General features: G+C 45.2%; 23 protein-coding genes. 10 read left to right on the top strand and 13 right to left on the bottom strand.

Annotation, left to right across the window (positions count from 1 at the left end; translation table 11 throughout):
* Positions 1–19 precede the first annotated feature (19 nt).
* From lspA to ispH, 3 genes are all read left to right on the top strand, one after another.
* A complete protein-coding gene (gene lspA / locus AC6R16_RS20765) occupies positions 20–529 on the top strand; it encodes a signal peptidase II (RefSeq protein WP_500675592.1) in 510 nt (169 codons plus the stop codon).
* Positions 530–669: 140 nt separating this feature from the next.
* Complete coding sequence (fkpB, locus tag AC6R16_RS20770) at positions 670–1,101, top strand: FKBP-type peptidyl-prolyl cis-trans isomerase (RefSeq protein ID WP_486794602.1); 432 nt, start codon at positions 670–672, stop codon at positions 1,099–1,101.
* Positions 1,102–1,127: 26 nt separating this feature from the next.
* On the top strand, positions 1,128–2,093 hold the full coding sequence (gene ispH / locus AC6R16_RS20775; protein WP_171325709.1) for a 4-hydroxy-3-methylbut-2-enyl diphosphate reductase: 966 nt from the start codon (positions 1,128–1,130) through the stop codon (positions 2,091–2,093).
* A gap of 107 nt (positions 2,094–2,200) precedes the next feature.
* Here the strand turns inward: ispH and AC6R16_RS20780 are convergent, their stop codons facing one another.
* Positions 2,201–3,685 (bottom strand): carbon starvation CstA family protein, encoded by a 1,485-nt coding sequence (locus AC6R16_RS20780; protein WP_500675593.1) that lies wholly within the window; start codon positions 3,683–3,685, stop codon positions 2,201–2,203.
* 205 nt (positions 3,686–3,890) lie between these two features.
* Between AC6R16_RS20780 and AC6R16_RS20785 the strand changes: the two genes are divergently transcribed.
* Positions 3,891–4,232, top strand: a complete 342-nt coding sequence (locus tag AC6R16_RS20785; protein ID WP_054962728.1) for a DUF2799 domain-containing protein — start codon at positions 3,891–3,893, stop codon at positions 4,230–4,232.
* 49 nt (positions 4,233–4,281) lie between these two features.
* Here AC6R16_RS20785 and murQ read toward each other — a convergent pair whose 3' ends face one another.
* The 4 genes from murQ to AC6R16_RS20805 are packed head-to-tail and all read right to left on the bottom strand — an operon-like array spanning position 4,282 to position 8,794.
* A complete protein-coding gene (murQ, locus tag AC6R16_RS20790; protein ID WP_500675594.1) occupies positions 4,282–5,208 on the bottom strand; it encodes an N-acetylmuramic acid 6-phosphate etherase in 927 nt (308 codons plus the stop codon).
* A gap of 8 nt (positions 5,209–5,216) precedes the next feature.
* Positions 5,217–6,329 carry an anhydro-N-acetylmuramic acid kinase gene (locus tag AC6R16_RS20795; protein WP_500675595.1) on the bottom strand — a complete coding sequence of 371 codons (1,113 nt, stop codon included), beginning with the start codon at positions 6,327–6,329 and terminating at the stop codon, positions 5,217–5,219.
* On the bottom strand, positions 6,322–7,200 hold the full coding sequence (locus tag AC6R16_RS20800) for a glucosamine kinase nucleotide-binding domain-containing protein (protein ID WP_500675596.1): 879 nt from the start codon (positions 7,198–7,200) through the stop codon (positions 6,322–6,324). Before AC6R16_RS20800 ends, AC6R16_RS20795 begins: the two co-directional genes overlap by 8 nt.
* Before the next feature lies 1 nt (position 7,201).
* A complete protein-coding gene (locus AC6R16_RS20805; RefSeq protein WP_500675597.1) occupies positions 7,202–8,794 on the bottom strand; it encodes a sodium:solute symporter in 1,593 nt (530 codons plus the stop codon).
* A 235-nt stretch (positions 8,795–9,029) separates the two neighbouring features.
* On the opposite strand from AC6R16_RS20805, the gene AC6R16_RS20810 reads away from it, so the two are divergent.
* A complete protein-coding gene (locus AC6R16_RS20810; RefSeq protein ID WP_004744841.1) occupies positions 9,030–9,878 on the top strand; it encodes a MurR/RpiR family transcriptional regulator in 849 nt (282 codons plus the stop codon).
* A gap of 9 nt (positions 9,879–9,887) precedes the next feature.
* Entirely contained in the window at positions 9,888–10,874 is a 987-nt protein-coding gene (gene nagZ, locus AC6R16_RS20815) for a beta-N-acetylhexosaminidase (protein ID WP_500639290.1), read from the top strand.
* A gap of 50 nt (positions 10,875–10,924) precedes the next feature.
* Here nagZ and btsR read toward each other — a convergent pair whose 3' ends face one another.
* Together btsR and AC6R16_RS20825 are read right to left on the bottom strand one after the other, a co-directional pair.
* Positions 10,925–11,644 (bottom strand): two-component system response regulator BtsR, encoded by a 720-nt coding sequence (gene btsR / locus AC6R16_RS20820; RefSeq protein ID WP_171325691.1) that lies wholly within the window; start codon positions 11,642–11,644, stop codon positions 10,925–10,927.
* A 9-nt stretch (positions 11,645–11,653) separates the two neighbouring features.
* Entirely contained in the window at positions 11,654–13,330 is a 1,677-nt protein-coding gene (locus tag AC6R16_RS20825; RefSeq protein ID WP_500675598.1) for a LytS/YhcK type 5TM receptor domain-containing protein, read from the bottom strand.
* A gap of 237 nt (positions 13,331–13,567) precedes the next feature.
* Here AC6R16_RS20825 and AC6R16_RS20830 point away from each other — a divergent pair, with 237 nt between their 5' ends.
* Positions 13,568–14,641 (top strand): 3-deoxy-7-phosphoheptulonate synthase, encoded by a 1,074-nt coding sequence (locus tag AC6R16_RS20830; RefSeq protein WP_004744837.1) that lies wholly within the window; start codon positions 13,568–13,570, stop codon positions 14,639–14,641.
* 22 nt (positions 14,642–14,663) lie between these two features.
* The gene (gene tyrA / locus AC6R16_RS20835; RefSeq protein ID WP_171325687.1) at positions 14,664–15,791 is read left to right on the top strand and encodes a bifunctional chorismate mutase/prephenate dehydrogenase; all 1,128 of its coding nucleotides are present in this window, start codon (positions 14,664–14,666) and stop codon (positions 15,789–15,791) included.
* A gap of 63 nt (positions 15,792–15,854) precedes the next feature.
* Here the strand turns inward: tyrA and AC6R16_RS20840 are convergent, their stop codons facing one another.
* The 3 genes from AC6R16_RS20840 to ettA form a co-directional block, all read right to left on the bottom strand.
* Positions 15,855–16,847 carry a peptidoglycan DD-metalloendopeptidase family protein gene (locus AC6R16_RS20840; protein WP_494505576.1) on the bottom strand — a complete coding sequence of 331 codons (993 nt, stop codon included), beginning with the start codon at positions 16,845–16,847 and terminating at the stop codon, positions 15,855–15,857.
* A 12-nt stretch (positions 16,848–16,859) separates the two neighbouring features.
* Positions 16,860–17,231 (bottom strand): PilZ domain-containing protein, encoded by a 372-nt coding sequence (locus AC6R16_RS20845; protein ID WP_500675599.1) that lies wholly within the window; start codon positions 17,229–17,231, stop codon positions 16,860–16,862.
* A gap of 166 nt (positions 17,232–17,397) precedes the next feature.
* Positions 17,398–19,065 (bottom strand): energy-dependent translational throttle protein EttA, encoded by a 1,668-nt coding sequence (ettA, locus tag AC6R16_RS20850; protein WP_239850603.1) that lies wholly within the window; start codon positions 19,063–19,065, stop codon positions 17,398–17,400.
* Positions 19,066–19,323: 258 nt separating this feature from the next.
* On the opposite strand from ettA, the gene sltY reads away from it, so the two are divergent.
* Together sltY and trpR are read left to right on the top strand one after the other, a co-directional pair.
* Positions 19,324–21,279 (top strand): murein transglycosylase, encoded by a 1,956-nt coding sequence (gene sltY / locus AC6R16_RS20855; RefSeq protein ID WP_500675600.1) that lies wholly within the window; start codon positions 19,324–19,326, stop codon positions 21,277–21,279.
* A gap of 13 nt (positions 21,280–21,292) precedes the next feature.
* Positions 21,293–21,589 carry a trp operon repressor gene (trpR, locus tag AC6R16_RS20860; RefSeq protein WP_004749076.1) on the top strand — a complete coding sequence of 99 codons (297 nt, stop codon included), beginning with the start codon at positions 21,293–21,295 and terminating at the stop codon, positions 21,587–21,589.
* A 24-nt stretch (positions 21,590–21,613) separates the two neighbouring features.
* Here the strand turns inward: trpR and yjjX are convergent, their stop codons facing one another.
* The 3 genes from yjjX to AC6R16_RS20875 are packed head-to-tail and all read right to left on the bottom strand — an operon-like array spanning position 21,614 to position 25,482.
* A complete protein-coding gene (gene yjjX, locus AC6R16_RS20865; RefSeq protein WP_500675601.1) occupies positions 21,614–22,147 on the bottom strand; it encodes an inosine/xanthosine triphosphatase in 534 nt (177 codons plus the stop codon).
* On the bottom strand, positions 22,113–24,458 hold the full coding sequence (locus AC6R16_RS20870; RefSeq protein ID WP_500675602.1) for a putative bifunctional diguanylate cyclase/phosphodiesterase: 2,346 nt from the start codon (positions 24,456–24,458) through the stop codon (positions 22,113–22,115). The genes yjjX and AC6R16_RS20870 overlap by 35 nt, the downstream gene beginning before the upstream one ends.
* Positions 24,442–25,482 (bottom strand): polyamine ABC transporter substrate-binding protein, encoded by a 1,041-nt coding sequence (locus tag AC6R16_RS20875; protein ID WP_239850597.1) that lies wholly within the window; start codon positions 25,480–25,482, stop codon positions 24,442–24,444. Before AC6R16_RS20875 ends, AC6R16_RS20870 begins: the two co-directional genes overlap by 17 nt.
* Positions 25,483–25,591 lie beyond the last annotated feature (109 nt).

Genomic DNA, 25,591 nt, shown 5'->3' on the forward strand with positions numbered 1-25,591 from the left:
GGTTATTTTTAGGAACTTTATGAGCGAACAAACATTTACTCTAAAGCAATCAGGCGTACGTTGGCTGTGGCTAGCCTTGGTTATCTTCCTTGCGGATATTGGCATCAAGCTATTCGTAATGGATAACATGGGTTATGGCTGGGCGAATCGAATTGAGGTACTGCCTTTCTTTAATCTATTGTATGTCCATAACTATGGTGCTGCGTTTAGCTTTTTGAGCGACCAAGCGGGTTGGCAACGTTGGCTATTTACCGGTATCGCGTTTGCGGTAACAGGTATGCTGACTTACTGGATGAGCAAACTTCCGGCACGAGAAAAATGGAACAACATTGCTTACGCCATGATTATTGGTGGTGCTGTGGGTAATGTGTTTGACCGTGTTGTCCATGGCTTTGTGGTCGACTACTTAGACTTCTTCTGGGGTAATTATCACTGGCCAGCATTCAACTTAGCCGATACCACTATCTGTATTGGTGCAGCAATGATTATTCTTGATGGCTTTCGCAAGAAAGAAGATGCCAAAGCCTAATTCGTGATAAATTGAATAACCCTAGGCGCTGTCGGTTGATTCCGGTAGCGCTTTTTAGTATACCCGTCATATTTGAAGCCGCAGCTTCAACTATTTAGGGTATACACCTATAAAAATAACGACCTCAAGGAAGCAGTAACGTGACTACCATTGCCCAAGATTCAGCAGTAACTCTGCACTTTACCATTAAAATGAAAGATGGCTCTGTTGCCGATAGTACCCACAATATGGGAAAACCAGCCAAGCTAGTGATTGGTGATGGCAGCTTAAGTGATAACTTTGAACAGTGTCTTCTCGGGCTAAGTAGTGGCGAGAAAAAGGCCATTGAGCTTAAAGCGCAAGACGCGTTTGGTATGCCTAACCCAGACAATATCCACCATATGGACAGAACTAAGTTTGTTGGTGACGCAGAAGTTGAAGTAGGAACGATTATGGCGTTTTCAGGCCCTGATGGGATGGAAATTCCTGGAATCATTAAAGAAATTGCTGGGGACTCAGTGACCGTTGACTTTAACCACCCTCTAGCAGGACAAGATGTGACTTTTGAAGTTGAAATTTTGTCAGTAGAATAGCGAGCCAAAGCGAAAATATAATCATCATGAGCAATGAAATGAAAATTAAGTTAGCTAACCCACGTGGCTTTTGTGCCGGTGTTGATCGCGCGATCAGCATTGTTGAGCGAGCACTCGAAATGTACCAACCGCCAATCTACGTACGCCATGAAGTGGTACACAACCGATTTGTGGTGGAAGGGCTAAAACAACGTGGCGCTATCTTTGTTGAAGAGTTACATGAAGTACCTGATGACAACATCGTAATCTTCTCGGCTCATGGTGTATCTCAAGCGGTACGTAAAGAAGCCAAAGAGCGTGATTTAACCGTATTTGACGCCACTTGCCCTTTGGTGACTAAAGTTCATATGGAAGTGGCGCGTGCAAGCCGTAAACATATGGAAGTTGTACTGATAGGACACGCAGGCCATCCCGAAGTCGAAGGCACTATGGGGCAATATGCGAGTGAGCAAGGCGGCATGTACCTGGTTGAAACTCCGGCAGATGTGGTTAGCTTAAAAGAGAAAGTGAAAGATCCAAGTCACTTACACTACGTTAGCCAAACAACACTGTCTGTGGATGAAACTGCGGATGTGATTGAAGAGCTGCGACGCGTATTCCCTGATATTCAAGGCCCTCGTAAAGATGATATCTGCTACGCAACGCAAAACCGTCAAGATGCCGTGCGTGAAATGGCGACCGATGTGGATGTTGTAATTGTGGTTGGCTCTAAAAACTCATCTAACTCGACTCGCCTAAAAGAGCTTGCAGAGAAGCTAGGCACACCGGGTTATCTAACCGACTGCCCTGAAGACATCGAGCCTCAGTGGTTTGAAGGTAAAGTGAGAGTCGGCGTAACTGCTGGAGCTTCTGCGCCAGAAGAACTGGTTAATAAGATCCTAGATCGTATTAAAGATCTGGTAGGTACGCGCTCTGTCGAAGAGATCCAAGGCCGTGAAGAAAACATGTTCTTTGAAGTGCCTAAAGAGCTACAAATAAAGCAAGTTGATTAAGCTTTCGCTATGGCTTAAAGCCAGCATCTACTGCTGGCTTTTGTTTTATCTGCGACAAAGAAAAGGCTCCCGAAGGAGCCTTTTTCGCAAGCAAAGATATTGTTGGTTTACGCAGTTTCAGTGACTGCTTTTGGTTTCTCTTCGTCTGCTAGCTCTGTTTCACCTTTACCTTTCGACGTTTTAATCACGTAACCAGTAACGGCTAGAGCAAACAAGATACCTGAGATGGTTGAAACTTGGATTGGCAGACCAAAGCCTAGTGTGCTGTTGTTCAAAATGAAGGTCGCACAAACAGTTGTCATGAAGATAGCAGGAACAGTTGTAATCCAGTGCATCTTATTGTGACGAAGTAGGTAAGCTGAAGCGGTCCATAGCATCATGACTGCGGTTGATTGGTTAGCAAAACCGAAGTAACGCCAGATAACACCGAAATCTACTTGAGTTAGGATGCCACCAATAATGAATAGTGGAACTGCCATCATTAAGCGGTTACGCAGTGCTTTTTGGTCAACGTTAAAGTATTCAGCTAGGATCAGACGACTAGAGCGGAAAGCCGTATCACCAGAGGTAATCGGTAGAATTACTACGCCCAGGAAAGCAATTACACCACCAAACACACCAAGTAGGCCAAATGATGCGCTGTAAACAACATTGCCTGGGCCACCATTGCTTACTGCCTCAGACAGTGCATCTAGGTTACCAAAGAAAGACAGCGCAATAGCACACCAGATTAGCGCGATAACACCTTCACCAATCATTGCTCCATAGAATACAAAGCGGCCGTTCTTCTCATTTTCCATACAGCGAGCCATCAATGGCGATTGTGTTGCGTGGAAGCCAGAGATTGCACCGCAGGCGATGGTAATAAATAGCGCTGGCCATAGTGGCATATCGTTAGGGTTTAGGTTAGTGAACATGTCGCTCACTTGGAAATCACCCATCACGGTATGTTCGCTTGAAAAGGCAACCGCAGTCATCAAGCCAACAGACATGAAGATCAGTAGCGCGCCGAACAGTGGGTAGAAGCGGCCAATGATTTTATCAACAGGAACAATCGTTGCGATGATGTAGTAAGCAAAAATCGCGATGACCATAGTCGTCATGCTAACCGATAGGCTAGTTTGATCATTGATTAGGTTAGTAATCATACCTGCAGGCGCTGATACGAATACCACACCAACTAATAGCAATAGAACAATGGCAAAGATATTCATAAAGTGTTTTGCGCCATTGCCTAGGTAGCGGCCAGTAATGGTAGGAACAGAGGCACCGCCGTTACGAACAGACAGCATACCTGAGAAGTAATCGTGTACTGCACCAGCGAAAATACAACCGATAACAATCCACAGCATAGCCGCAGGACCGTATAGGGCACCCATGATAGGGCCGAAGATTGGACCAACACCAGCAATGTTAAGTAGCTGAACGAGGTAAACTTTCTTGGTAGACATTGTCACGTAGTCAACACCATCGGCTTTGGTATGCGCAGGAGTTTGACGTTTTTCGTTAATGCCAAAGACTTTTTCTACAAAAGCCCCATAAATAAAGTATCCGCCGATTAGGGCTGCAACACAGGTTAGAAACCACAACATAGCACTTGTTCCTTAGTGAAATTGATTAAGCTCACCATGCATATTATGGGGTTACTTGGCTATCATCATCTGGTTATGGAGTGAGTGGTCGTATAACGAAGTGAGTGGTTTGCTGAGAAAATAAGTGGTTTTTACATTTGGTGAGTGGCAATTATTAGGATTTAGTGGTTTGATTAATAGAAGTCTGCAAAAACAAGGAAAAACAATGAGAAACATCGTTATCGCAGCGTTAGTGTCAGTATTGGCGGCTTGTAGCAGTAGCCCTGAGCAGTTAGCTGAGCAAGGGGATTGGTATCAAATTGGTTATCAAGATGGCATCACTGGTCACACTCAACGCTCTTACACTGAATTGGCGAGTTTAGGCAGTGTTAAACACTCGGATTATGAAGAGGGTTATTTAGAAGGGGTAGGCGAGTATTGTAACCCTGATTTTGCTTATCAGATCGGGTTATCTGGTCAGTATTATGAGGGTGTATGTGAAGGTACCGAAACAGCACAAAGATTCCGCATGGAGTGGCAGCGTGGTTGGAATGAACACCAAAATTAACGCTTTATAGAGTTGAGGGAGAAGAGTGATCTTCTCCCTTTTTCATTTTCTATTCACCTTGGTGGTGTTGAACCGCTTTACGTAAGAAACCATCTTGCTTTTCTAGCTGATTCTTAGCTTGAGATAACTCCATACCAGTCAGTAGCATCAAAATTGCCAGTTTCACATCATAATCGGTTTTCTCTAGCGTTTCGGTGGCTAAGCTCTTGTCACAATCTGTCGCTTGCATAACGATTCTGGCGGCGCGTGCGACAAGCTTCTTATTCGTCGCTTTCACATCGACCATCAGGTTCTGGTAGCTCTTACCCAAGCGAATCATACTGGCTGTGGTAAGCATGTTGAGCACGAGCTTTTGCGCAGTCCCTGATTTTAAACGCGTCGAGCCAGTCAGTGCTTCTGGGCCTACAACTGGGCTAATGGCTATTTGGGCAATATCGGCAATCGTTGAATCTGGGTTACAAGACAGAGCAACTGTTGTCGCACCAATGTCATTGGCGAATTCCAAAGCACCGATGACGTAAGGGGTTCGGCCGCTAGCCGCAATACCGACCACCACATCTTTAGCGCTAAAGTTAATCGATTTGAGGTCTTCAACACCAAACTCAGGGGAGTCTTCCGCTCCTTCCTTTGCTTTTAAAATCGCTTCTGGGCCGCCAGCAATCAGGCCAATCACCATTTGGTCTGAAACGCCAAACGTTGGAGGACACTCCGAGGCATCTAACACACCTAAGCGTCCGCTAGTGCCAGCACCCATATAAACAAGTCTGCCACCCACTTTAAATGCGGCAGTGATTTTGTCGACCGCTTGGGCTATCTCAGGTAGGACTTTTTCTACCGCTAATGGGACTTGTTGATCTTGCTGATTGATTCGCTTAACAATTTCCAAAGAAGGCAATAAGTCGATATCCATCGTTTCTGGGTTACGTCCTTCAGAAACGAGATGAGAAAGAGCGGCGATTAACGCATCGTTAGTCATAGTGGTCCTTATTTATCAGCAAAGTACATCACACCAAGGGAAACCGCTTTACTGGCTCCGGTGACTTCAGGCAGATTGCTTGGCAAATTGTGAATACGGCGATAGGCGAGCCAAGCAAAGGCCATCGCTTCCATATTGTTGCTGTCTACACCCTTGTCATCGGTCAACATGACCTGCCAATCAGCTAGCTGTAGGGTGAGACAACGCATTAGAAGAGGATTGTGTGCTCCTCCGCCGCATACCAGTAGTTCTGGTGAGCTGCCAACGGCGAACTTACTTACCTCGTTGGCAATTGTTATCGCTGTATACTCGCACAAAGTCCGTTGTACATCTGCAGGCTTAATAGAGAACTTAACGAGGATAGCTTCTAACCAAGGTAAGTTAAACAGCTCGCGGCCCGTGCTTTTCGGAGCGCTGAGCGCAAGATAAGGCTCACTGAGTAATTCACTCAGCAATTCTTGATTGAGCTTGCCTTGCAGTGCGAATTGAGCATTGTAGTCATAGGCATTGCCAGTGTTTTTAACACACCATGCGTCCATCAACATATTACCTGGGCCAGTATCATACCCAACAACGGTTTGCTCAGGTCGTAAAACGGAAATATTGGCGATTCCTCCAATATTAAGCACTACCACACTAGAATCTGTAGAGCCAAAAATCGATTGGTGAAATGCAGGAACCAGTGGTGCCCCCTGCCCACCAAGAGCCATGTCCTTGCGTCTAAAGTCCGCAATGGTGTCTATTCCTGTTAGGGCGGCAATGATATTGGCGTCACCAAGCTGGGTGGTAAAAGGTGTGTCTCCGCTCGGTTGATGATAGACGGTCTGACCGTGATTGCCGATAGCTGTGATCTGCTCGGCAGCATAACCCGTTTTGTTTAACAGAGCTTGAACGGCTTGCGCATAGAGTTGCCCCAGCAAATGATCGAGTTGACCAATTTCAACTAAGCTCGTTACCTGACCTAGACAAACATTTAATAGGCGCTGTTTAAGCGAATGCGGAATGGGATAGTCGAGGCTATCTAGCAAGCGAACTTGATTGTGTTCGATCTCAACTAAAACAGTATCGATACCATCAAGGCTGGTTCCAGACATAATGCCAATATACAGCTCTTTACTCATTGTTATTTTCCACTTGTTGTTTAGCTAGCCAAGTCGCCCCGTCTAAGGCGTCTCCTTTGGGCTGAATCACTCTAGACTGCCATGGGTTACCAAGCCGTGATTGATAGTATGCGCCTAAACTCCCTAGAAAAGCGATATCTAAGTCATTATTTTCACAGCACTTTGCTATAAGCCTATCAATATGCCGACAGCCTTGGTCCAAGATGGCTAAGCTATCAGAGCAAGACTGCTCAGCCAGTCGAATGACATCGGGAGCGAGTTGGGCAAATTCTGTTGCTGTTGCATGCTTTAGCCAAGTTATGACCTCAGCGCGAGAGTCGCCAATATTGTGTTTAAGGTGATCAGTTAACGGCGAAGGCGGTGCCCCTTCGAGGGTGTTGATTAACGCCCTAATGCTTTGTTGACCAAGCCAAGCACCACCACCTTGGTCGCCGATAGGAAAGCCCCATCCGCCAAATGTTTTTGCCTCTCCATCACGGTTAAGCTGACTCGCCACCGAGCCTGTGCCAATCGCAATGACGTTAGTAGGTTGACCTTGATTAGCGCCTAACAGCGAAATATGAGCGTCAGTCGTGACTTGGCAATACGGGTAATTTGTTAAAGCTAATTGTAGTTGTTGTTTTAGCTCCAGATTCCCAGCCCCAGCAACACCGACAACGATTGAGACTTGCTCTGCTCGCAGTCTGTGTCGCTCAAGGCAAGCAGCAATGGCATGTTGAATAAGTTCTATTGCTTGTTTGCCTTGTTGTGTAAGGGATGACGGACCAAACGTTAAGGTGAAAAACGGGTCCGCCGTTAGGGGTTCCAGAGGCGTTAAACGAAGAGCGGTTTTGCTTCCGCCCCCGTCGACAGCAAGAAGGTGTGTAATCATATTAAGCCGTTTGTAGCTGATCTTGCTCTTGTTTGCTTGTTTTCCCACACAAACAAACACAAAGCGAAACCAAAGTACCAATGCAAAGCTGATATGGGAACGCAAGCTGAACACCAACCCACTCTGGGTTAATAACACCCATGATGCTGTCCCATACATAAGCTTGCAGCAGCAATGTCGTTAAGAAGCCAGCGATAAGCGCCATGGCAACCGATGCTTCACTGCCACGTTTAGTAAAAATAGCGGTGAAGTAAACCCCCAGTAAGCCTGTGTAAGCAAAAACCATCACGCTGAGAGCAAAAGAGAGTAGCGGCATATCTGTGTACTGTTGCCAGTAGAAACAAAGAATCCCCATGCTACCCAATGCGGTTGCGGCCATGGCCATGCCGAAACGGCCTGCTTTGACATAGTGGAAGTCATCTTGTTGGCCATCACGAGCTTCTTTCCATGGACGGTAGAGGTCTTGTACCGCCACTGAAGACATCGAGTTCAAACCAGAATTGAGTGTAGATAATGCGGCAGCAACGACGCCAACAGTCACCAGACCACGCAACCCAGCAGGCATCTCGTTGAGGACGTAGTACATAAAGATGGTGACATTTTCGCCATTGAAGTTTTGTACTACTTCTTTACCTTCAACACCCATAAGCTCTGGTCGCTGATAAAAAACATACAGCAGCAAGCCGATGGTCATAAACACCAGTACGACAGGAATAGAGAAGATAATGGAATTGATCATCGCCTGTGAACCCTGCTTGGCGTTTTTACAGGTCAGGACTCGTTGAGTCATATCCTGATCAAGACCAAATGCACCGATGTTGAGTAACACAAAACCTGTAATACAAGCCCAGAAACTAAAGGTGCCGGCTGGTGAAAAATCGAGGCTAAAATCAAATAGTGTCAGTTTAGAGATTTGATCATTGCCCGGGTTTTGTAAGGCATGAACAATTTGCCCCATATCCGCTGGAATCTGTCCGAGAAGATAGACTATGACAGCAAGGGCTGCGCCCACATAAACAATCAACTGAATAAGATCACTCCAGATGACGGAGCGAATCCCGCCCATATAGGTGTAGGCAAGACCGACGATAACCAGAATCACGACCGAGGTAATGACGCTAGAGGGTTCAATGTTCGTAAACAGGATCATCGACACGGCGATAGCAGCCATATAAAGGCGAGAACCAGAAGCAAACACACGTCCCACGAGGTACATTAGGCCTGCGCGCTGTTTGGTTTTTTCACCAAAACGAACCTTAAGCAGCTCGTAAACGGTCGAGACTTTGTTGTGATAGAACTTCGGTATCAGTACCCAAGCAACAAACAAAGCACCTAATATCCCGCCGATATTGGTGGCTAAGTAAGTTAGGTTACCGCGGTAGCTTGATTCTGGTCCGCCAAGGAAGGTAGCTGCAGACTGAGATGTCGCCAGTACCGATACCGCAACCACCCACATTGGCATACTGTTGCCACCGAGAAAGTAATCCTTGGTTGAAGTGATTTTGACGCGGCTGAAGTGCCAACCTGTGTAGGCAATTAGCGCAAAGTAAAGCGCGAATACTGCCCAATCTAATGAGGTAAATAGAGAATTCATAGCAGCTCCATAGCATGAATTGTGTAGGGTATATCTTTGTTATTTTCATCAGTATGCTGTGAAGAATAAGTGATTCAAAAAGCTATTCCTTGGTGGAATAGTGACCAGTTGTTTTCTATGACCATGATCCCATTTAATCGTCGAAGCTATTCTTCCGTGAATTGTTTTTTGGAATAGCTATTCCAGATGCAGACTTAGCTGAGTACACTGGCATCAATTGATAGGAGGCTTGATGATGAAAGGGTTAGCGCGAATAAAAACGCTTCTGCCAAAGCTATCACCATCCGATACGCAGATTGCTCAGTTCCTTCTAGAGTACCCTGAGCAAGTCAAGGTAATGTCATCTCCAGAGTTGGCTAAAGCGGTGGGAGTGAGTCAATCAACCATCGTTAAGTTCAGCCAGAAAATTGGTTACAGCGGGTTTTCTGAATTAAAGGTCAAGCTGTACGAAAGCGAGATAAGCTACCAGCCGACCTCGCGTAAGGCGATTCATGGCACTATCTCGCGTAGTGATGATATTCCGTTGGTGATGGCTAAGTTACTCGCGAGTAAACAGCAATCATTGGAGAGAACGATTGCGCTCAATGAAGGCGATAAGATAGAGCAGGCCACACGTTTGCTTCATTTAGCGGGCAAGATTCAGATAGCTGGAGTTGGGGCATCTTCGCTGGTGGCCAAAGACTTAAGTTACAAGCTAATGAAAATTGGCCATGCGGTGCATTGTGAGCACGATGCCCATATCCAAATTGCCAATGCCTCGGCTTTAAATGAGAACGATGTGCTGATCGCTTTGTCTTATTCGGGGCGAAGTCGTGAAATTCTTCGCGTCGCCCAAATAGCGAAAGGGCGCAAAGCAAAGGTGATTACCATCAGCCAATTAGCGCCAACACCATTAGACAAGTACTCCGATATAAAGCTAATGACTGCCGCCGACGAAGAGCATATTCGCAGCTCATCGATTACTGCGCGTGACAGTCAGTTATTGATTACTGATTTACTCTTTATTGCTTTAACTCAGCAAGAAGAGAGTGCAGATCAACTGATAGAACAAAGTAAATCCGCAGTAGCGGCATTGAAACAATAAGGATTCGTTATGGGACCGTTATGGTTAGACGTAGCAGGCTGTGAATTGACTGCGGAAGATAAAGAGATTCTTGAGCACCCAACGGTGGGCGGTGTGATCTTATTTGCCCGCAACTATCATGACAGCGAGCAGCTACTGGCTTTGAACAAATCGATTCGCCAAGCGGCTAAGCGCCCAATTTTGATTGGTGTTGACCAAGAAGGAGGCCGTGTTCAGCGCTTTAAAGAAGGATTCTCACTGATTCCGGCTGCTCAAAAATATGCTCAGTTTGATAATGGCGAGCAACTTGCAGAGCAAGGTGGCTGGTTGATGGCAGCAGAGTTGGTTGCCCATGATATTGATTTGAGCTTTGCACCTGTTCTTGATAAAGGTTTTGATTGTAAAGCGATTGGTAGCCGTGCGTTTGGTGATGATGTTGATACCATAATCCGCCACAGCCTGGCTTACATGAAAGGGATGAAAGCGGTTGGAATGTCGACGACGGGTAAGCATTTCCCTGGACATGGCGGCGTTGTTGCGGACTCCCACTTAGAAACGCCATTCGATAGTCGAGACACTATCTTTGAACAAGATATGGCGATTTTTAAAGCCCAGATTGAATCGGGAATTTTAGACGCAATGATGCCGGCGCATGTTGTTTTCCCACACTATGATGATCAGCCTGCAAGTGGATCTGACTATTGGCTTAAACAGATACTGCGTGAAAAGCTAGGCTTTAAAGGCATTATTTTCTCCGATGATCTGACAATGGAAGGTGCATCGATAATGGGCGGCCCTGCAGAGCGTTCACATCAGGCGTTAGTGGCCGGGTGCGATATGATTTTAGTGTGTAACAAGCGTGATGCTCAGGTGGAAGTGCTAGACAATCTGCCTGTGATGGAAACTCCTCAAGCAAATGGCTTATTGAAAACACAGAGCTTTAGCTTGTCTGAGTTACATAGCAGTGAGCAATGGAAACAGGCTTCCGAGGCCATGAAGCGTATTGTTGACGCTTAATCTCGTAGATTCACTCAACAAGCCGCACATCACGTGCGGCTTTTTTGTTACTAGTGAAAGCCCAACATCTCTTTTAAAGTCTTCAAGTAACGTCGACTCACCGGAAGTGGATGGTCGCTGACGGTAATAATTTCAGCTAAGCCGTTTTCGAGTAGTTTTATCTCTTTGATTGCTTTGATGTTAACTAAAAACTGGCGGTGACAGCGAACCAAAGGTGTTTTCTCTTCAAGCACTTTTAACGTTAGCTGAGATGTCGCTTTCTGTTCGTGGGTTTGAACATGAACACCACTGATATCACTGTAGGCAAACTCAACGTCTTGGGTTGGAATAATGACAATGCGGTTTAATCCAATACAAGGCACTTGATCTAAGCTTTGAGGGGTAATGGCGGCAAATTGATGAGTGTCGGCTTGTTTTGATTTGAGTAACCGCTTGACGGTTTTCTCCAAACGACAGGTATCAACGGGCTTTAGCAAGTAATCAAAGGCATTATCTTCAAATGCTTGGACAGCAAATTCATCATAAGCGGTGACAAACACCACGTTCGGCATAGTTTCAGGGTCAAGCATCGCTAATAGCTCAATCCCAGTAATCTGCGGCATTTGGATATCAAGAAACACCACGTCAGGCTTTAGTTGATTAATTTTCTTCAACCCTTCAATCGCATTGCTGGCTTGATCTATCACTTCAATGTGACCCGTTTCTTCGAGTAGCTCGGTCAGTTCCTCGCGAGCAAAAAGTTCGTCATCTATGACTAATGCCGAAAGCATGTTGATACCTTAGTACATGTTCTTATTTGGGATGATAAAGCTCATCCGAGTAAAATGGTTAGGCTCGACTTCAATATTGAGAGCTGAAGCGCGACCAAATTTATTGCTCAGTCGTTTGTCGACAATCTGCATCCCCAGACCCACATGGTCATCGGCTGGTGGCGTGTAACTGCCAGCATTATCTTCCACCACGATTTGGAATCCTGACTCACTTATTTGACTGTAGATGTGAATCTTACCGCCTTCCAGAAGATTAGAGATACCGTGTTTAATGGCGTTCTCAACTAACGGCTGGAGGGTAAAGGTCGGTACTTTTCGAGTTAACAGTGCTTCGTCAATATCAATCGTCACTTCTAAGCGGTCGGTAAAGCGCGCCTTCTCTATCGTGAGGTAGGCGTTTACGTGGGCGAGTTCTTCTTGCAGCGTGACCGTTTCAATGTCTTGCTTCAAGTTGCTACGAAAGAATTGCGAAAGGTGCTGAATAAGCTCCCGAGCTTTAGGTGGGTCGCGCCTGATAACGGCACTGATAGTATTGAGTGCATTGAATAGGAAATGTGGATTGACCTGAGCGTGCAGCAGTTTGATTTCGGCTTGAGATAACAGCGTTTGTTTTTGCTGATAATCGCCAAACAGAATTTGGCTCGAAAGCAGCTGAGCTATCCCTTCCGCCATCGACATATTGATGGTTGAAAAGAGCTTACGTTTAGGCTCATAGAGTTTAATGGTGCCGATGACATTGTCGCCTGCGCGAAGTGGAATAATCAGCGCTGAGCCTAGCTTACAATCTGCTGAGATAGAACATTGATACGGTTTTTCTGCCCCGTCTAGGTAGATGATGTCATCTTGTTGAATTGCATCTAAGGTGCTTTGTGAAGAGATCGGGGTGTTGGGTTTGTGGTGATCATCACCGATACCAACAAAGGCAAGAATCTTTTCATCATCGGTAATCGATACCGCACCGACATTGGTCTCTTCATAGACAATACGAGCAATCTTCTCAGCATTCTGTACATTGAATCCAGAGGCCAAAATACCAACAGATCGCTCTGCAATGTTTAGCGCGCGGCGAGAAAAGGTTGCCGAGTATTCTTCGAAGATGGTTTTCCTGTCCTGTAAAATACTCATAAACAGCGCTGCGCCTACCGAGTTAGCGATGATCATTGGCGCTGCAATAGCAGAAACCAAAGAATAAGCTTGATCAAACGGTTTAGCGACGATCAATATGATCAGCATCTGGACAATTTCAGCAACGAGAGTAATGGCGAACACGACGCTTGGGTTGAACAGTTGGTCAGATTTGTTCTTACGCACGAAGTAGACATGAAACAAGCCGCCAATCAGCCCTTCTGCTGTGGTCGAGATTGCGCAGGCGAGGTCGGTAAATCCACCTAGAGTATAGCGGTGTAGACCTCCGGTTAGCCCGACAAAGAAACCAACGACCGGTCCACCAAACAGTCCTCCCATCACTGCGCCAATCGCACGCGTATTGGCAATCGCATCATTAATCTGCAAACCGAAGTAGGTTCCCATGATACAAAATAGCGAAAACAGCACATAGACGCTCAGTTTGTGACTAAGACGGTTAGAGATATTAAGCAGAGGCAAAAAGATAGGCGTCTTGCTTAGCATATAAGCTAAAACCAAATAGACACACATTTGCTGAAGAAGAGAGAGGATCAGATCCATAACGAGTCAATTAGCGGGATTTAGGCTTATTTTAGTTAAGAATCCTTCTAGAAAACATGCTTATCTCATACTTTGACAATAAAGAGAGTTAAAATACAAGGTGTAAATTAATTTTTACATATGTGTTTTTTTATGTTTACACCTTGAAATCTGTATTCAGCCTGTTATTTTATGCTTATTCCAACCTAGCAAACACGGATATAGCTAGGTGTAAAAAATAATATACAGGTTATAGTTATGCAAAAAAGTGAATTGAGCAATATTAACATTAGCGATGAACAAGTTCTTATTACACCTGAAGAGCTAAAAGCGAAACTACCTTTGAGCGACAACGCTCGACGTTTTATCCAAGAGTCTCGCCAAACCATTGCTGATATCATCCATAAGAAAGATCACCGTTTACTTGTCGTATGCGGTCCATGTTCAATTCACGATGTTGATGCAGCAAAGGAATATGCTAAGCGTCTAAAAGTACTCTCAGAACAACTGAGTGATCAACTGTATATTGTTATGCGTGTTTACTTCGAAAAGCCTCGTACTACTGTCGGCTGGAAAGGACTGATTAATGACCCGCATCTAGATGGTTCATTCGATATCGAGCATGGCCTACATGTTGGTCGTGAACTCTTGGTTGAACTCGCTGAAATGGAAATTCCACTCGCGACGGAAGCACTTGACCCAATTAGCCCACAATACCTAGCGGATACCTTTAGCTGGGCTGCAATTGGCGCCCGTACCACGGAATCACAGACACACCGTGAAATGGCGAGTGGCCTTTCAATGCCAATCGGCTTTAAAAATGGTACAGATGGCAGCTTAGCAACGGCAATCAATGCGATGCAGGCTGCTTCTTCAAGCCACCGTTTCATGGGTATCAACCGTGAAGGCCAAGTCGCACTACTGACGACCCAAGGTAACCCAAACGGCCACGTTATTCTCCGTGGCGGTAAGCAGACTAACTACGATTCTGTTTCTGTCACTGAGTGTGAGCAAGACATGGCTAAGCACGGTTTAGAAGCGTCACTGATGGTTGATTGTAGCCATGCAAACTCGCGTAAAGATTTCCGTCGTCAGCCGCTTGTAGCAGAAGATGTGATCCATCAGATTCGCGAAGGCAATAAGTCTATTATTGGTTTGATGATTGAAAGCCATATCAATGAAGGTAATCAATCTTCAGATATTCCTCTCAATGAAATGCAATATGGAGTATCTATCACCGATGCGTGTATCAATTGGGATACAACTGAGGCACTATTACGTCATGCACATGAAGAGCTAGTCCCTTTCCTAGAAGACCGTTTGAAAGGGTAAGTAGAGAGCACAAGGAATATCAATGGCAGTTGAATTGAATGAATTGCGTGATCAGATAGACGCAGTCGATAAACAAATTCTTGATTTATTATCCCAGCGACTTTCTTTAGTTGAGAAGGTTGGTGAAGTAAAAAGTGAGCATGGTTTGCCAATCTATGCTCCGGATCGTGAAGCTGCAATGCTGGCTTCGCGTCGTGAAGAAGCCGAGAAAAAGGGTGTACCACCTCAGCTGATTGAAGATATTTTGCGCCGTACTATGCGCGAGTCTTATGCGAGCGAGAAGGATTCTGGCTTTAAGTGCCTCAACCCTGAATTACGCTCTGTTGTCATCGTTGGTGGTAATGGTCAACTGGGTGGATTGTTTGGTCGCATGTTCACGCTGTCTGGCTACGATGTAAAAGTACTTGGCAGCAAAGATTGGCACCGCGCTGATGAACTGCTAGAGAATGCTGGCATGGTCGTAGTGACCGTGCCAATTCACCTGACTGAAGGTGTGATTGAGAAGTTGGGCAAGCTGCCTGAAGATTGCATTCTTTGTGATTTAACCTCGATAAAATCAAGACCGTTACAAGCGATGCTGAACGTCCATAAAGGGCCTGTTGTAGGTTTGCACCCAATGTTCGGTCCAGATGTGCCAAGTTTAGCTAAGCAGGTGATTGTCTACTGTGATGGGCGTGGTGAAGAGCAATATCAATGGCTGTTAAAGCAGTTCTCTATCTGGGGCGCGAGCTTATGCCAGATTGATGCAAGTGAACATGACCACGGTATGACGTTGATTCAGGCACTAAGACACTTTACGTCGTTCGCTTACGGTCTACACCTAAGCCGAGAAAACCCAAATATCGATAAGCTACTGCAGCTTAGCTCACCTATCTACCGTTTGGAGTTAGCAATGGTTGGTCGTCTGTTTGGCCAAGATCCTAACCTATACGGGGATATCATTCTCTCTTCTCAGGAAAACATCGACATGATCAAGCGTTTCCACCGCTGTTTCGGTGAGGCGTTGGAAATTTTGGATGGTAATGACAAACAAGCATTTGTCGAGAGCTTTGATAGAGTGAGTGACTGGTTTGGCGATTACTCAAAGCAGTTCCTTGATGAGAGCCAGAACTTGTTAAAACAAGCTAATGACTCCATTCATCGCGGCTAATAAGTCGAGAATGAATAGAGAAAGAGCGACCAAACGGTCGCTCTTTTTGTTTTCTCAGGAAGACTATTGCACTGTAAGATTATCAACCTGTGGCTCTTGGTCGTTTTTTACCGTGCTGACAGAGCTGTCTTGATAAGGGTTGTTGGTCAAGTTAACTTGCAGTCTGACTGTATCATCAATCAGCTTAACCAGTGGCGCCCATTTTACCTTTTTCTCTTTCTCGAACAGATAGTTAAAGTTCTCTGGCGTCCAGTCCATGGTGTATTGAGGATTCAGAGCACGCCCGAGGAAGCGCACTTCATAATGCAAATGAGGGCCAGTGGAGTTACCTGAGTTACCACAAGTGGCAATCAGATCACCTTTACTGACAAACTGTCCGCTACGCACTTTAAACTGATGCAAGTGGGCGTAGGAGCTCATAAAACCAAACGAGTGGCGAACGGTTAAGAAGTTGCCAAAGCCTTTTTTGCTTGGACGGACGGTTTCAATCACGCCATCAGCCGGTGCATAAATCTCTTCACCACGCTTACAGGTAAGATCGATCCCGGTATGGGTATGTCTTTTGCCTGTGATTGGGTTAGTACGACGACCAAAGGAAGACGAAATACGCTCGTAGTTCATTGGTGTGTCGTTTGGAATTAAGCGAAACATGGTGGCACGTACAGCAGAGTCGACCGCTGCCGCGTCAATGCGGTTTTCTAGGCTGACATCATCCGTTAATGATTCATCTGCAAGACCAAGAACGGACTCCACATCGTAGACGCGTTTGCCCAAGACATGTATTTGATTGCGCTTATCTTCTAGCTCTTGGGAAAGAGAGTGAGTGGTATCAACCTGTTCTTCATAAAGCACTTCAAGCTCGCTGAGCTTATCGACGAGCGCATGGTACTTTTGTTGAGTGGTTTGTTCTTGATACCACTGGTAGTAGCCATAACCGACACCTGAAAAAAGGGTGCCAGCGATGACCGCTATAGAAGTAAACAGAGTCTTTCTTGAAACATCAAAAGTTTGTACCCCCGATGAATCGGGGATAGAAATGGTAATTTTCTTCGACATAAACTAGCTAGATTAGGTGTATTCACCTAAATCAGAGAGGTGCTCGATATCCCTATGTAACAGGTCATCATCACCTACATTTAATTCAACTAATCGCTTCAAATGTCCGATACTCTCAATATCAATATGATCAATGCTGACACGAATCACATTGTTATTAAGCCCAACGATATTTCCTACAAGTTGGATCGTGACATCACTTCCTGCAAGCGAAAATTCAACATCTACTTGTTTATCTGTGTCGAGCTGGTCTGATTGTTCGCTGGTGGCTAGAAGTCCATGTAGCGACAAGTCACACACTAAGGCGTTAACCACAGTGGATTCTTGAGTTAGTGTAGCTTGAGTTTGATAAACAATGCGCGAAAAACGACGACGTTCGATCATAATCTTCTCTCTATATTTCAACTCGTAAGAGTAACAAAACTAAAGTGGCTACTATGCGCGGTTGTTCGCATTCTTCGCTTTAATCAATACCGAAAGTTATCCGTATTGTGAGCTATATAATAAAGGCCGCTAATATTAGCGGCCTTTGCACAAATTTCAAGCGTATTTACTTAGCAATACGTTTGTACTTGATGCGATGCGGTTCCGCTGCTTCAGGACCAAGGGTCTTCTTCAGCCACTCCATGTATTCAGTATAGTTACCTTCGTAGAAGTTAACCTGACCTTCATCGCGGTAGTCGATGATGTGCGTAGCGATACGGTCTAGGAACCAACGGTCGTGCGAGATAACCATGGCACAGCCAGGGAACTCCAGTAGTGCTTCTTCTAGTGCACGTAGCGTTTCAACATCAAGGTCGTTGGTTGGTTCGTCGAGTAGTAGTACGTTACCGCCAGCTTTGAGAAGCTTAGCAAGGTGTACACGGTTACGCTCACCACCAGAAAGCTCACCAATGATCTTCTGCTGATCTGAACCTTTGAAGTTAAAGCGTGAGCAGTAGGCACGAGCAGGAATTTCGAAGTTGTTGATCTTGATGATGTCAGCGCCTTCAGAAATCTCTTGGTAAACGGTTTTCGAATCATCCATAGAGTCACGGAACTGGTCGACAGATGCTAGTTTAACCGTGTCACCCATCTCAATTGTACCTGTGTCAGGTTGCTCAGTACCGCTTAGCATCTTAAACAGAGTTGATTTACCTGCACCGTTAGCACCGATGATACCCACGATTGCACCTTTAGGCATGCTAAATGATAGATCATCAATCAGAACGCGGCCGTCAAAAGACTTAGTTAGGTTATTTACTTCGATAACCTTATCACCTAGACGCTCACCCGGCGGGATGAAGAGTTCGTTGGTTTCGTTACGCTTCTGACGATCACCGCTTTGCAGTTCTTCAAAGCGAGCCATACGTGCTTTAGATTTAGACTGACGACCTTTAGGGTTTTGACGAACCCACTCAAGTTCTTTCTCAATCGTTTTCTGACGCGCTTTCTCTTGAGAGGCTTCTTGTTGAAGACGAGCATCTTTCTGCTCTAGCCAAGAAGTGTAGTTACCTTGCCATGGAATACCTTCACCACGGTCAAGTTCAAGAATCCAGCCAGCCGCATTATCTAGGAAGTAACGGTCGTGAGTGATTGCCACAACAGTACCAGTGTAGTCCACAAGGAAACGCTCTAGCCATGCAACCGATTCTGCGTCCAAGTGGTTGGTTGGTTCGTCGAGAAGCAGCATGTCTGGCTTTGAAAGAAGTAGACGACAGATTGCAACACGGCGACGCTCACCACCAGATAGGTGCTCAATTTTCTGATCCCATTCTGGAAGGCGAAGTGCATCAGCGGCACGCTCTAGAGCATTCTCTAAGTTGTGACCTTCTTTCGCTTGGATTAGCGCTTCAAGCTCACCTTGCTCTTTTGCTAGCGCATCGAAGTCAGCATCTGGTTCTGCGTAAGCTGCGTATACTTCGTCAAGACGCTTCATTGCACCTGCCACATCGGATACGGCTTCTTCAACGATTTCACGTACCGTTTTCGATTCGTCCAGTACCGGTTCCTGTGGTAGGTAACCCACATTAAGACCTGGTTGTGGACGCGCTTCACCATCAATATCGGTATCAATGCCAGCCATGATGCGTAGTAGGGTGGATTTACCTGCACCGTTTAGACCCAAAACACCGATTTTTGCGCCAGGGAAGAAGCTTAGAGAGATGTCTTTAAGAATTTGTCGCTTTGGTGGCACAATTTTGCTCACTCGCGACATGGTATATACGTATTCAGCCATTGCCGATCGTTCCTAAATAGTCAATTCACGTAAAAGGTTATTTTATACTAACCGAGCTCAGTTTGTTACCAGAGAAAGTGAGTCTCTTAAATAGAGATACTTTGCTGATTAATTACTAATCAACAGTTTGCCCAAAGCAAGCTGAATGTCACAGTTGTGTGAATTTATTATTATTTACATCTACGCCCTTTACAGCGCTGATTACAATAAGCATAAATAAGGAACACCAAAGATTTCTAATCTCAGGATGAGACTCTTATGACGCTGACTTTTCTCAAGTCGCTGCATCGTCTTCCTTCATCGATTTTATTTGTATCTTCGATGGTTTGCAGCGCAAGCTTTGCTACTTCAGCAGTGGCTTCTGATCTTCAACAACAGCGAGACTTATACGATCAAGCCCAGTCATTGCTTGATGACAAACAGGTTTCTCAGTACAAAAAACTGCGCCCCCAGATAGCGAATTATCCTCTCACGCCTTACGTCGACTATCGTAGTTTCTTAGTTGATATTGGCGATAAAACGCCTAGTGAAGTGGATCAGTTTATTGCCACTCATCAATCTTTCCCTTTTTCCAATCGAATGCGGGCTCCCTACATAGACGCTTTGGCAAGGAAAGGAAAATGGCGCACGCTGCTGGAGTTTCAAACTGAAGAGCCAAGAGGCGAAACATATCAATGTTACTTCTACAACGCTCATGCGCAGGCTGGGGATAAGCAAGTGGCTTTTGCCGGGGCTGAAAAACTCTGGCTATCAGGACATAGCATCGCAGATGCTTGTGACCAGCTTTTTGACGCTTGGAATAAGGCTGGCCTCAAAACCGATCAGTTAGTTCTTGAGCGTATGCTGCTAGCTTTTGAAGCTCGTAATGGTAGCTTGATGAACTATCTGAAAAAGCAGCTCAATTCGTCGAGTGCAAAACGACAAGCCGATGAAATGAAAGCGCTGTTTAGTAAGCCAGAATCGGTTCAGGCGTTTGCCAAGAAACATAAAGTCACTGAGTTTTACCAAACCCAAACCAAGCTCGCATTTAAGAAGTTGGCACGCAAAGATGTCGAAATGGCGCAGAAACAGTTCGATGGGGTGGTTAAGGGCCAGCACTTCGACAAAGCCACAGCGCAGCATCTTGCTGATTATGTTTCGTTTCGTTTGATTAATACAGATTCAGAGTCGTTGGCTAAGTGGCGAGACAGGAAAATTACGACCTCTTCAAGTGTGCCTCTGATTGAACGTCGTGTGCGTCTCGCGATTCAGTTTGCTGACTGGCAAGGCGTTGAAGGTTGGATCGAGCAGTTACCACAAGATAAACAGCAGAGTCTACGTTGGCAATACTGGCTTGCGCGCAGTGAAATGGCGCAGGGTGAGAAGCAGAATGGTCAGCAACGCTTAGAGGCTTTGGTTGGTCAGCGTAATTTTTATAGCGTTGCAGCGGCGAAAGAGCTTAAGCGTTCGATTGAGTACCCTACGTCAGTGATAGCGCTCGACCAACAGCAGATAAGGCCTTACCGCAGTGAACTGATTCGAATTGAAGAGTTGATTGATCGCGATAAGATTGCCGCTGCTAAAAGTGAGTGGCGCTGGCTACTGGCGCGTGCAGATAAATCTCAAAAAGAGATGCTAGCGGCATTCGCTTCATTTAAAGGCTGGCATCATCTGACGGTGACCGCGAGCATTCAAGCAAAGATGTGGGATAACCTTGAGATTCGTTTCCCGGTTGCGCATCGTTGGTGGTTTAACTTCTATGGTGACAAGCACAGCATCGACCCAATTACTCTGATGTCTCTGGCAAGACAGGAAAGCGCGTTAGACATTGAAGCAAGGTCGCCTGTTGGTGCGCGCGGCATCATGCAAATTATGCCCTCGACCGCTAAGTACACCGCCAAAAAGTACAAGATTGATTATCAGGGTTATAAAGACCTTTACCAAGTGGGTAAGAACATAGAGATAGGTAGCCACTACTTGGATGGCTTACTTAAACGCTACGATAACAATCGAATTTTCGCGTTAGCTGCGTATAATGCAGGGCCTCATCGAGTGAAAACTTGGCGTGAAAGAACGCAAGGAAAACTAGATGCTTATGCGTTTATTGAAGCAATTCCGTTTAAAGAAACTCGTGGATATGTGCAAAATATCCTGATGTTTGAGACCTACTACCGGGAGGTGTTAGGTGTTGATGGTGCTTTCTTAAACCCGCATGAGCTGAACGCGAAATATTAGCGAGCACCAGCAGATGTCTTTAGAACCTGAATATAAAGAGTGGCAACAGATACTAGATCTGATTGAACATAGCACAGAGTCACAGCAACATCAGATGTTGTTGACCATGTTATTGACACCAGATGAGCGTGAAGCTCTTGTTGCGCGCGTCAATATTTTTCGGGAGTTGCTCAAAGGGGAAATGTCGCAACGGCAGATCAGCCAGATGCTCGGCGTGGGTATTGCGACTATTACCCGGGGTTCTAACGAGCTAAAATCAAAAAGTGAAGACGAAAAGCAGCAAATTGCCGCTCTACTCGAAAACAAATAAGGATGCCTCGGCATCCTTATTTTTTTACAAATTGGCAGGGAAATGCTCTGGGTTAGCAAATGGAATCAAGGCCAGTATTAACGCTTGATGATAGACCGAGCTGCGGGTGAGCAAATCGTGCGTGAGCAAGCTTATTGCGCCCCCTTTCTGTTTGATATTCTCTGTACCGAAGACTTCATCCATGACGTCACCAAGTTCATTGGCGTGTTGAAGCTTCTCAATAACAACCGGTGGCAACATTAAACTGGCTGAACGGGACTCGCCGCGCTGGGTTTGCGATTCAACCACCATCCAAGCAAAAGTAACTGAACCTTCGATACCTGCTTCTAACCCAACATAGTAATCCGCATCGGCGCATTCAGATTTTGCATTCACGACACGGTTGAGTGCGCCAGTATGCGTTTCTTGATTAGACATCGGCTGATCCGCGACGCCACTGTCGACGCTTACGCCAGAAAAATTGAATGCTTGCTGGGGAAATGTGGCTTCAAATGCACTTTTTACCGCATTAATTTTGGCGGGATTAAGCGAAGCTACAATAACTGTCTTCACCGACATTAAGGTTTCCTTTCGGGTCTATATGGACAAAACTTAACTGCGAAAGTGATAGTGGTGGGGATAGATGGTAACCCTGCATATAATCGCATTTGTTATCCGCTAACCAACGATGCATTTCTTCTGACTCGATCCCTTCCGCGGTCACCATCATAGATTGAGAGTGACAAAGGTCAACTAAAGGTTTTACCACCTGATGATTATTGGTTTTTATTAGAGTTTCTAAGAACTCACGATCAAACTTAATCTTCTGCACAGGGTATTCAACTAACTGGGTTATAGAGGTATAACCTGAGCCAAAATCATCAATGGTTAACTTGAATCCCATCTGCGCCAATTCATGAAGGAGTAGGTAGCTTTGTGAATCTGAAGCGAAAGTTTCTGTGATCTCAAAGTCTATCAAGTGTGGCTGGACCGGATATTGCTCCATTAGGGTTTGAATATCAGCCGCAAGCTGTAAAGAGTCTAGTTCCGCCGATGATAAGTTGATCGATAGCTGAACAGGGCTCTCAAAGCAGCTCTGCAAACGTTGGAAGTCGATAAAAGCTTGTTTGATTACCCAGCGGTCAATCGTGCCAAACAGACCAATTTGCTCCGAAATAGGGATAAACTCACTTGGGGTGACGTTACCGAGTTTCGGTGAATTCCAACGTAATAGTGCTTCGACGCCTTTGATAACCTTGCCATCGCGGTCGTAGTAAGGTTGATAGAGCAGAGTGAATTCGTTCTCTAGATCGCCTTTACGCAATGCCCGCTCAACCTGTGTTCGCCGACGCACAATTTCATCCAACTCTTTTGAATAGTGAGCAATTTGATTTTTACCCGCGCGTTTAGCTTGATACATAGCGGTATCTGCGTGAGAGAGTAACTTGGCTAAATCCATTCCATCGTCAGGGTAAGAGGCAATCCCAATACTGGCGGTAATTGGGAAACTCCCAATAGATGCGTTGGTATGATTTTGAATAGGATCTAACACAGCTTGAGCTAATGTGTCAGCAAAGGTACCCGCTTTATTGGCGGCAATAAAGATTGCGAACTCATCTCCAGATAATCGTGATGCGAGTGATTTAATGCCATATTTTTTCTCGCTCTCTAAACTGAGTTTTTTGATGTGTTCTGCGAAGTTGACGAGTAAGGAGTCACCGACGTGATGACCATATTTATCATTCACGTACTTAAAGTTATCTAGGTCGATGTAAAGAATCCAAGCGTGGCTGTAGTTAAACTTGTTAGCCAAGATTCGTTCCACATAGACTTGAAATTGATAGCGGTTTGCCAGTTGGGTGAGATGATCATTTTCTGCCATCGCTTTGGTTTTTTGATAGCTGGAGTTGAGCTCTTTGTACATATCGTAGAAACGTGCAGACAAGCGTCCTATTTCATTGTCACTCTCTAAGCGTTCAATATTCGATCGCTTACGTTGCTCGACTTCTCTTAACTGACGATCAAGGTGGGTTATGGGTTGGATGACATGGCGATAAAGCAATACCAAAAGAATTAATACCGTAATCAATGACGAAACGCCAAACGAGAGCATCAAGCGCTGTTCAATCTTGGCAAGTTTCTCCGTAGTAAGATATTGCGCAGGGTCTAACACGGCATAAAGGCCCGATTTTAGTTCGACCGATTGGGTAAGCCCTGATTTGATGATCGGCTCTTCAGAGAAAAAGATGCTGCTGTCGTTGTCAAACTCAAGGATATGCTTGAGTTGATCGAACTTCTCTAGTGACAGCGATACAACGATGAAGAACACTTGATCCTTGTTGTAGCTAAGTGGCGATACGAGCGTGTTGTTGTCCAACACATCATAGCGGATCAAGATACTTTGTCCTTGATAGCTTTTTGCAAACCCCGTATGGCTTGTTTGTCCGGTTGTTTCATAGGTTTGTTGCACGTATTGGCGTACATTCTCATCTAACGCGGAAAAAGGGTCGTTTTGGTTATCGGCGTAAAAGCGAACTCTGTGTTGGCTATCGACAATTGCAACGGCGATATCATCCTGTTTATTCGGTTGCAGGTTTTCGATGGTGGTTTGCAGGTTTTCAATCAGTTTCATCTCTCGATAAGGATTCTCTGGTTGCCCAAAATAGTGATGAATAATGTCACTTTTGGTTAGGGTCAGAGAGTAGCTGTTGATCAACGCCATAGATTGACGAAAGTGACCTGCTAGCTTTTCCATTGAGAGTTGAAGATAACTTTGCTCGCGCTTTATTAATGCGTCTTTTTGATTGAAGTAGATGCTATAGCTAGAGACAGCAGCACTCAACAAAATGACAGGCGCAACGAGTAATAAAACTCTAGTGTTTAGCTTCATGACGTTTAAGTATTTGGTTAATTATTTTTGCCCGTAGGCTTATATTTTCTGCAGAGAGCTCGCTATCTATACGTGCGTTTTTTAGTCTTTCTGCTGGTGGAAATAATGATGCATCATTTAAGTACCATTCGGGCAGTAGTTTCGTAGCACTTAAATTCGGAGTAGCGGCTTTGATATCCATTGCATTTGTTGCAGCCACTTTGGGAGACATGAGGTATTCAAGAAAGGCGATAGCCTGTTGTTTTTGTTCTGAATGACTGGTTACTGCTAAACAATCTACCCAAAGGAATAGTTCTCCGTCAGGAATGACATAATCCCATTTATCTTGCTTAAAAGAGCGGTTTAAAGAGTACTGGTCACCGCTATAGGCGAGAGTCATTAGCATTTGATTGATATTTTCTTGGCTACGAACGTAGCTCAAAATGTATTCGTACGTGAGAACTTTTTCGCTAAATGTCATCATGGCAGGGTATGCCGCTTGTAGCTGCTGAGTGTCTTCCGTCGTAGGCGAAATTCCTAAGCTGTACAAGACAGGCAAAAAACTTTCTACACTGTCATTAATCATTCCAATCTTGCCAAACAGCTCTGCGGGTGGATTAACAAATTCTTGCCATGTTGTGGGCGGCTGTACGATTTTGTCTTTGCGGTAAGCGACACCGACTGTTCCCCAAAAATAAGGGACCGCATAAGGACCGCACGCCTGGTTCCATTTAGGGTCGTTATTGGAGCGGTTCTTAAGGTTTGATAAGTCTTCAAACGATCCTAGACGGCCGTATATTTGCGCTGAAACATTATCTAAAACAACGACATCAAAAGGCAGCTGGACGCTTCTCATCATCAGTAAGCTGCGCTCATCATCATTGTCAAAGTGAGATAAGGTTAGCGGTGCACCAGACTTTTGCTCCCAGTCTGAATGGATATTTGGTGAGAGAGTGTCTTCCCACATGTAGACATTCAGAGCGGGTTCTTTTGCAAAAACAGAGGAGTTTAAAAGGGCGAGTAAAGATAAGAACGAAGCTCTCATACTGACTAGGTGGTACCTTATTAGATAAATCAGAAATGTACTGCTTATCAGAGTCAGTTGGTAAGGGCTGACACAACACTAATATGCAACTAAATATCTGTGATATTAA

The sequence above is a fragment of the Vibrio sp. R10-SG3-ISO10 genome (assembly GCF_059834185.1).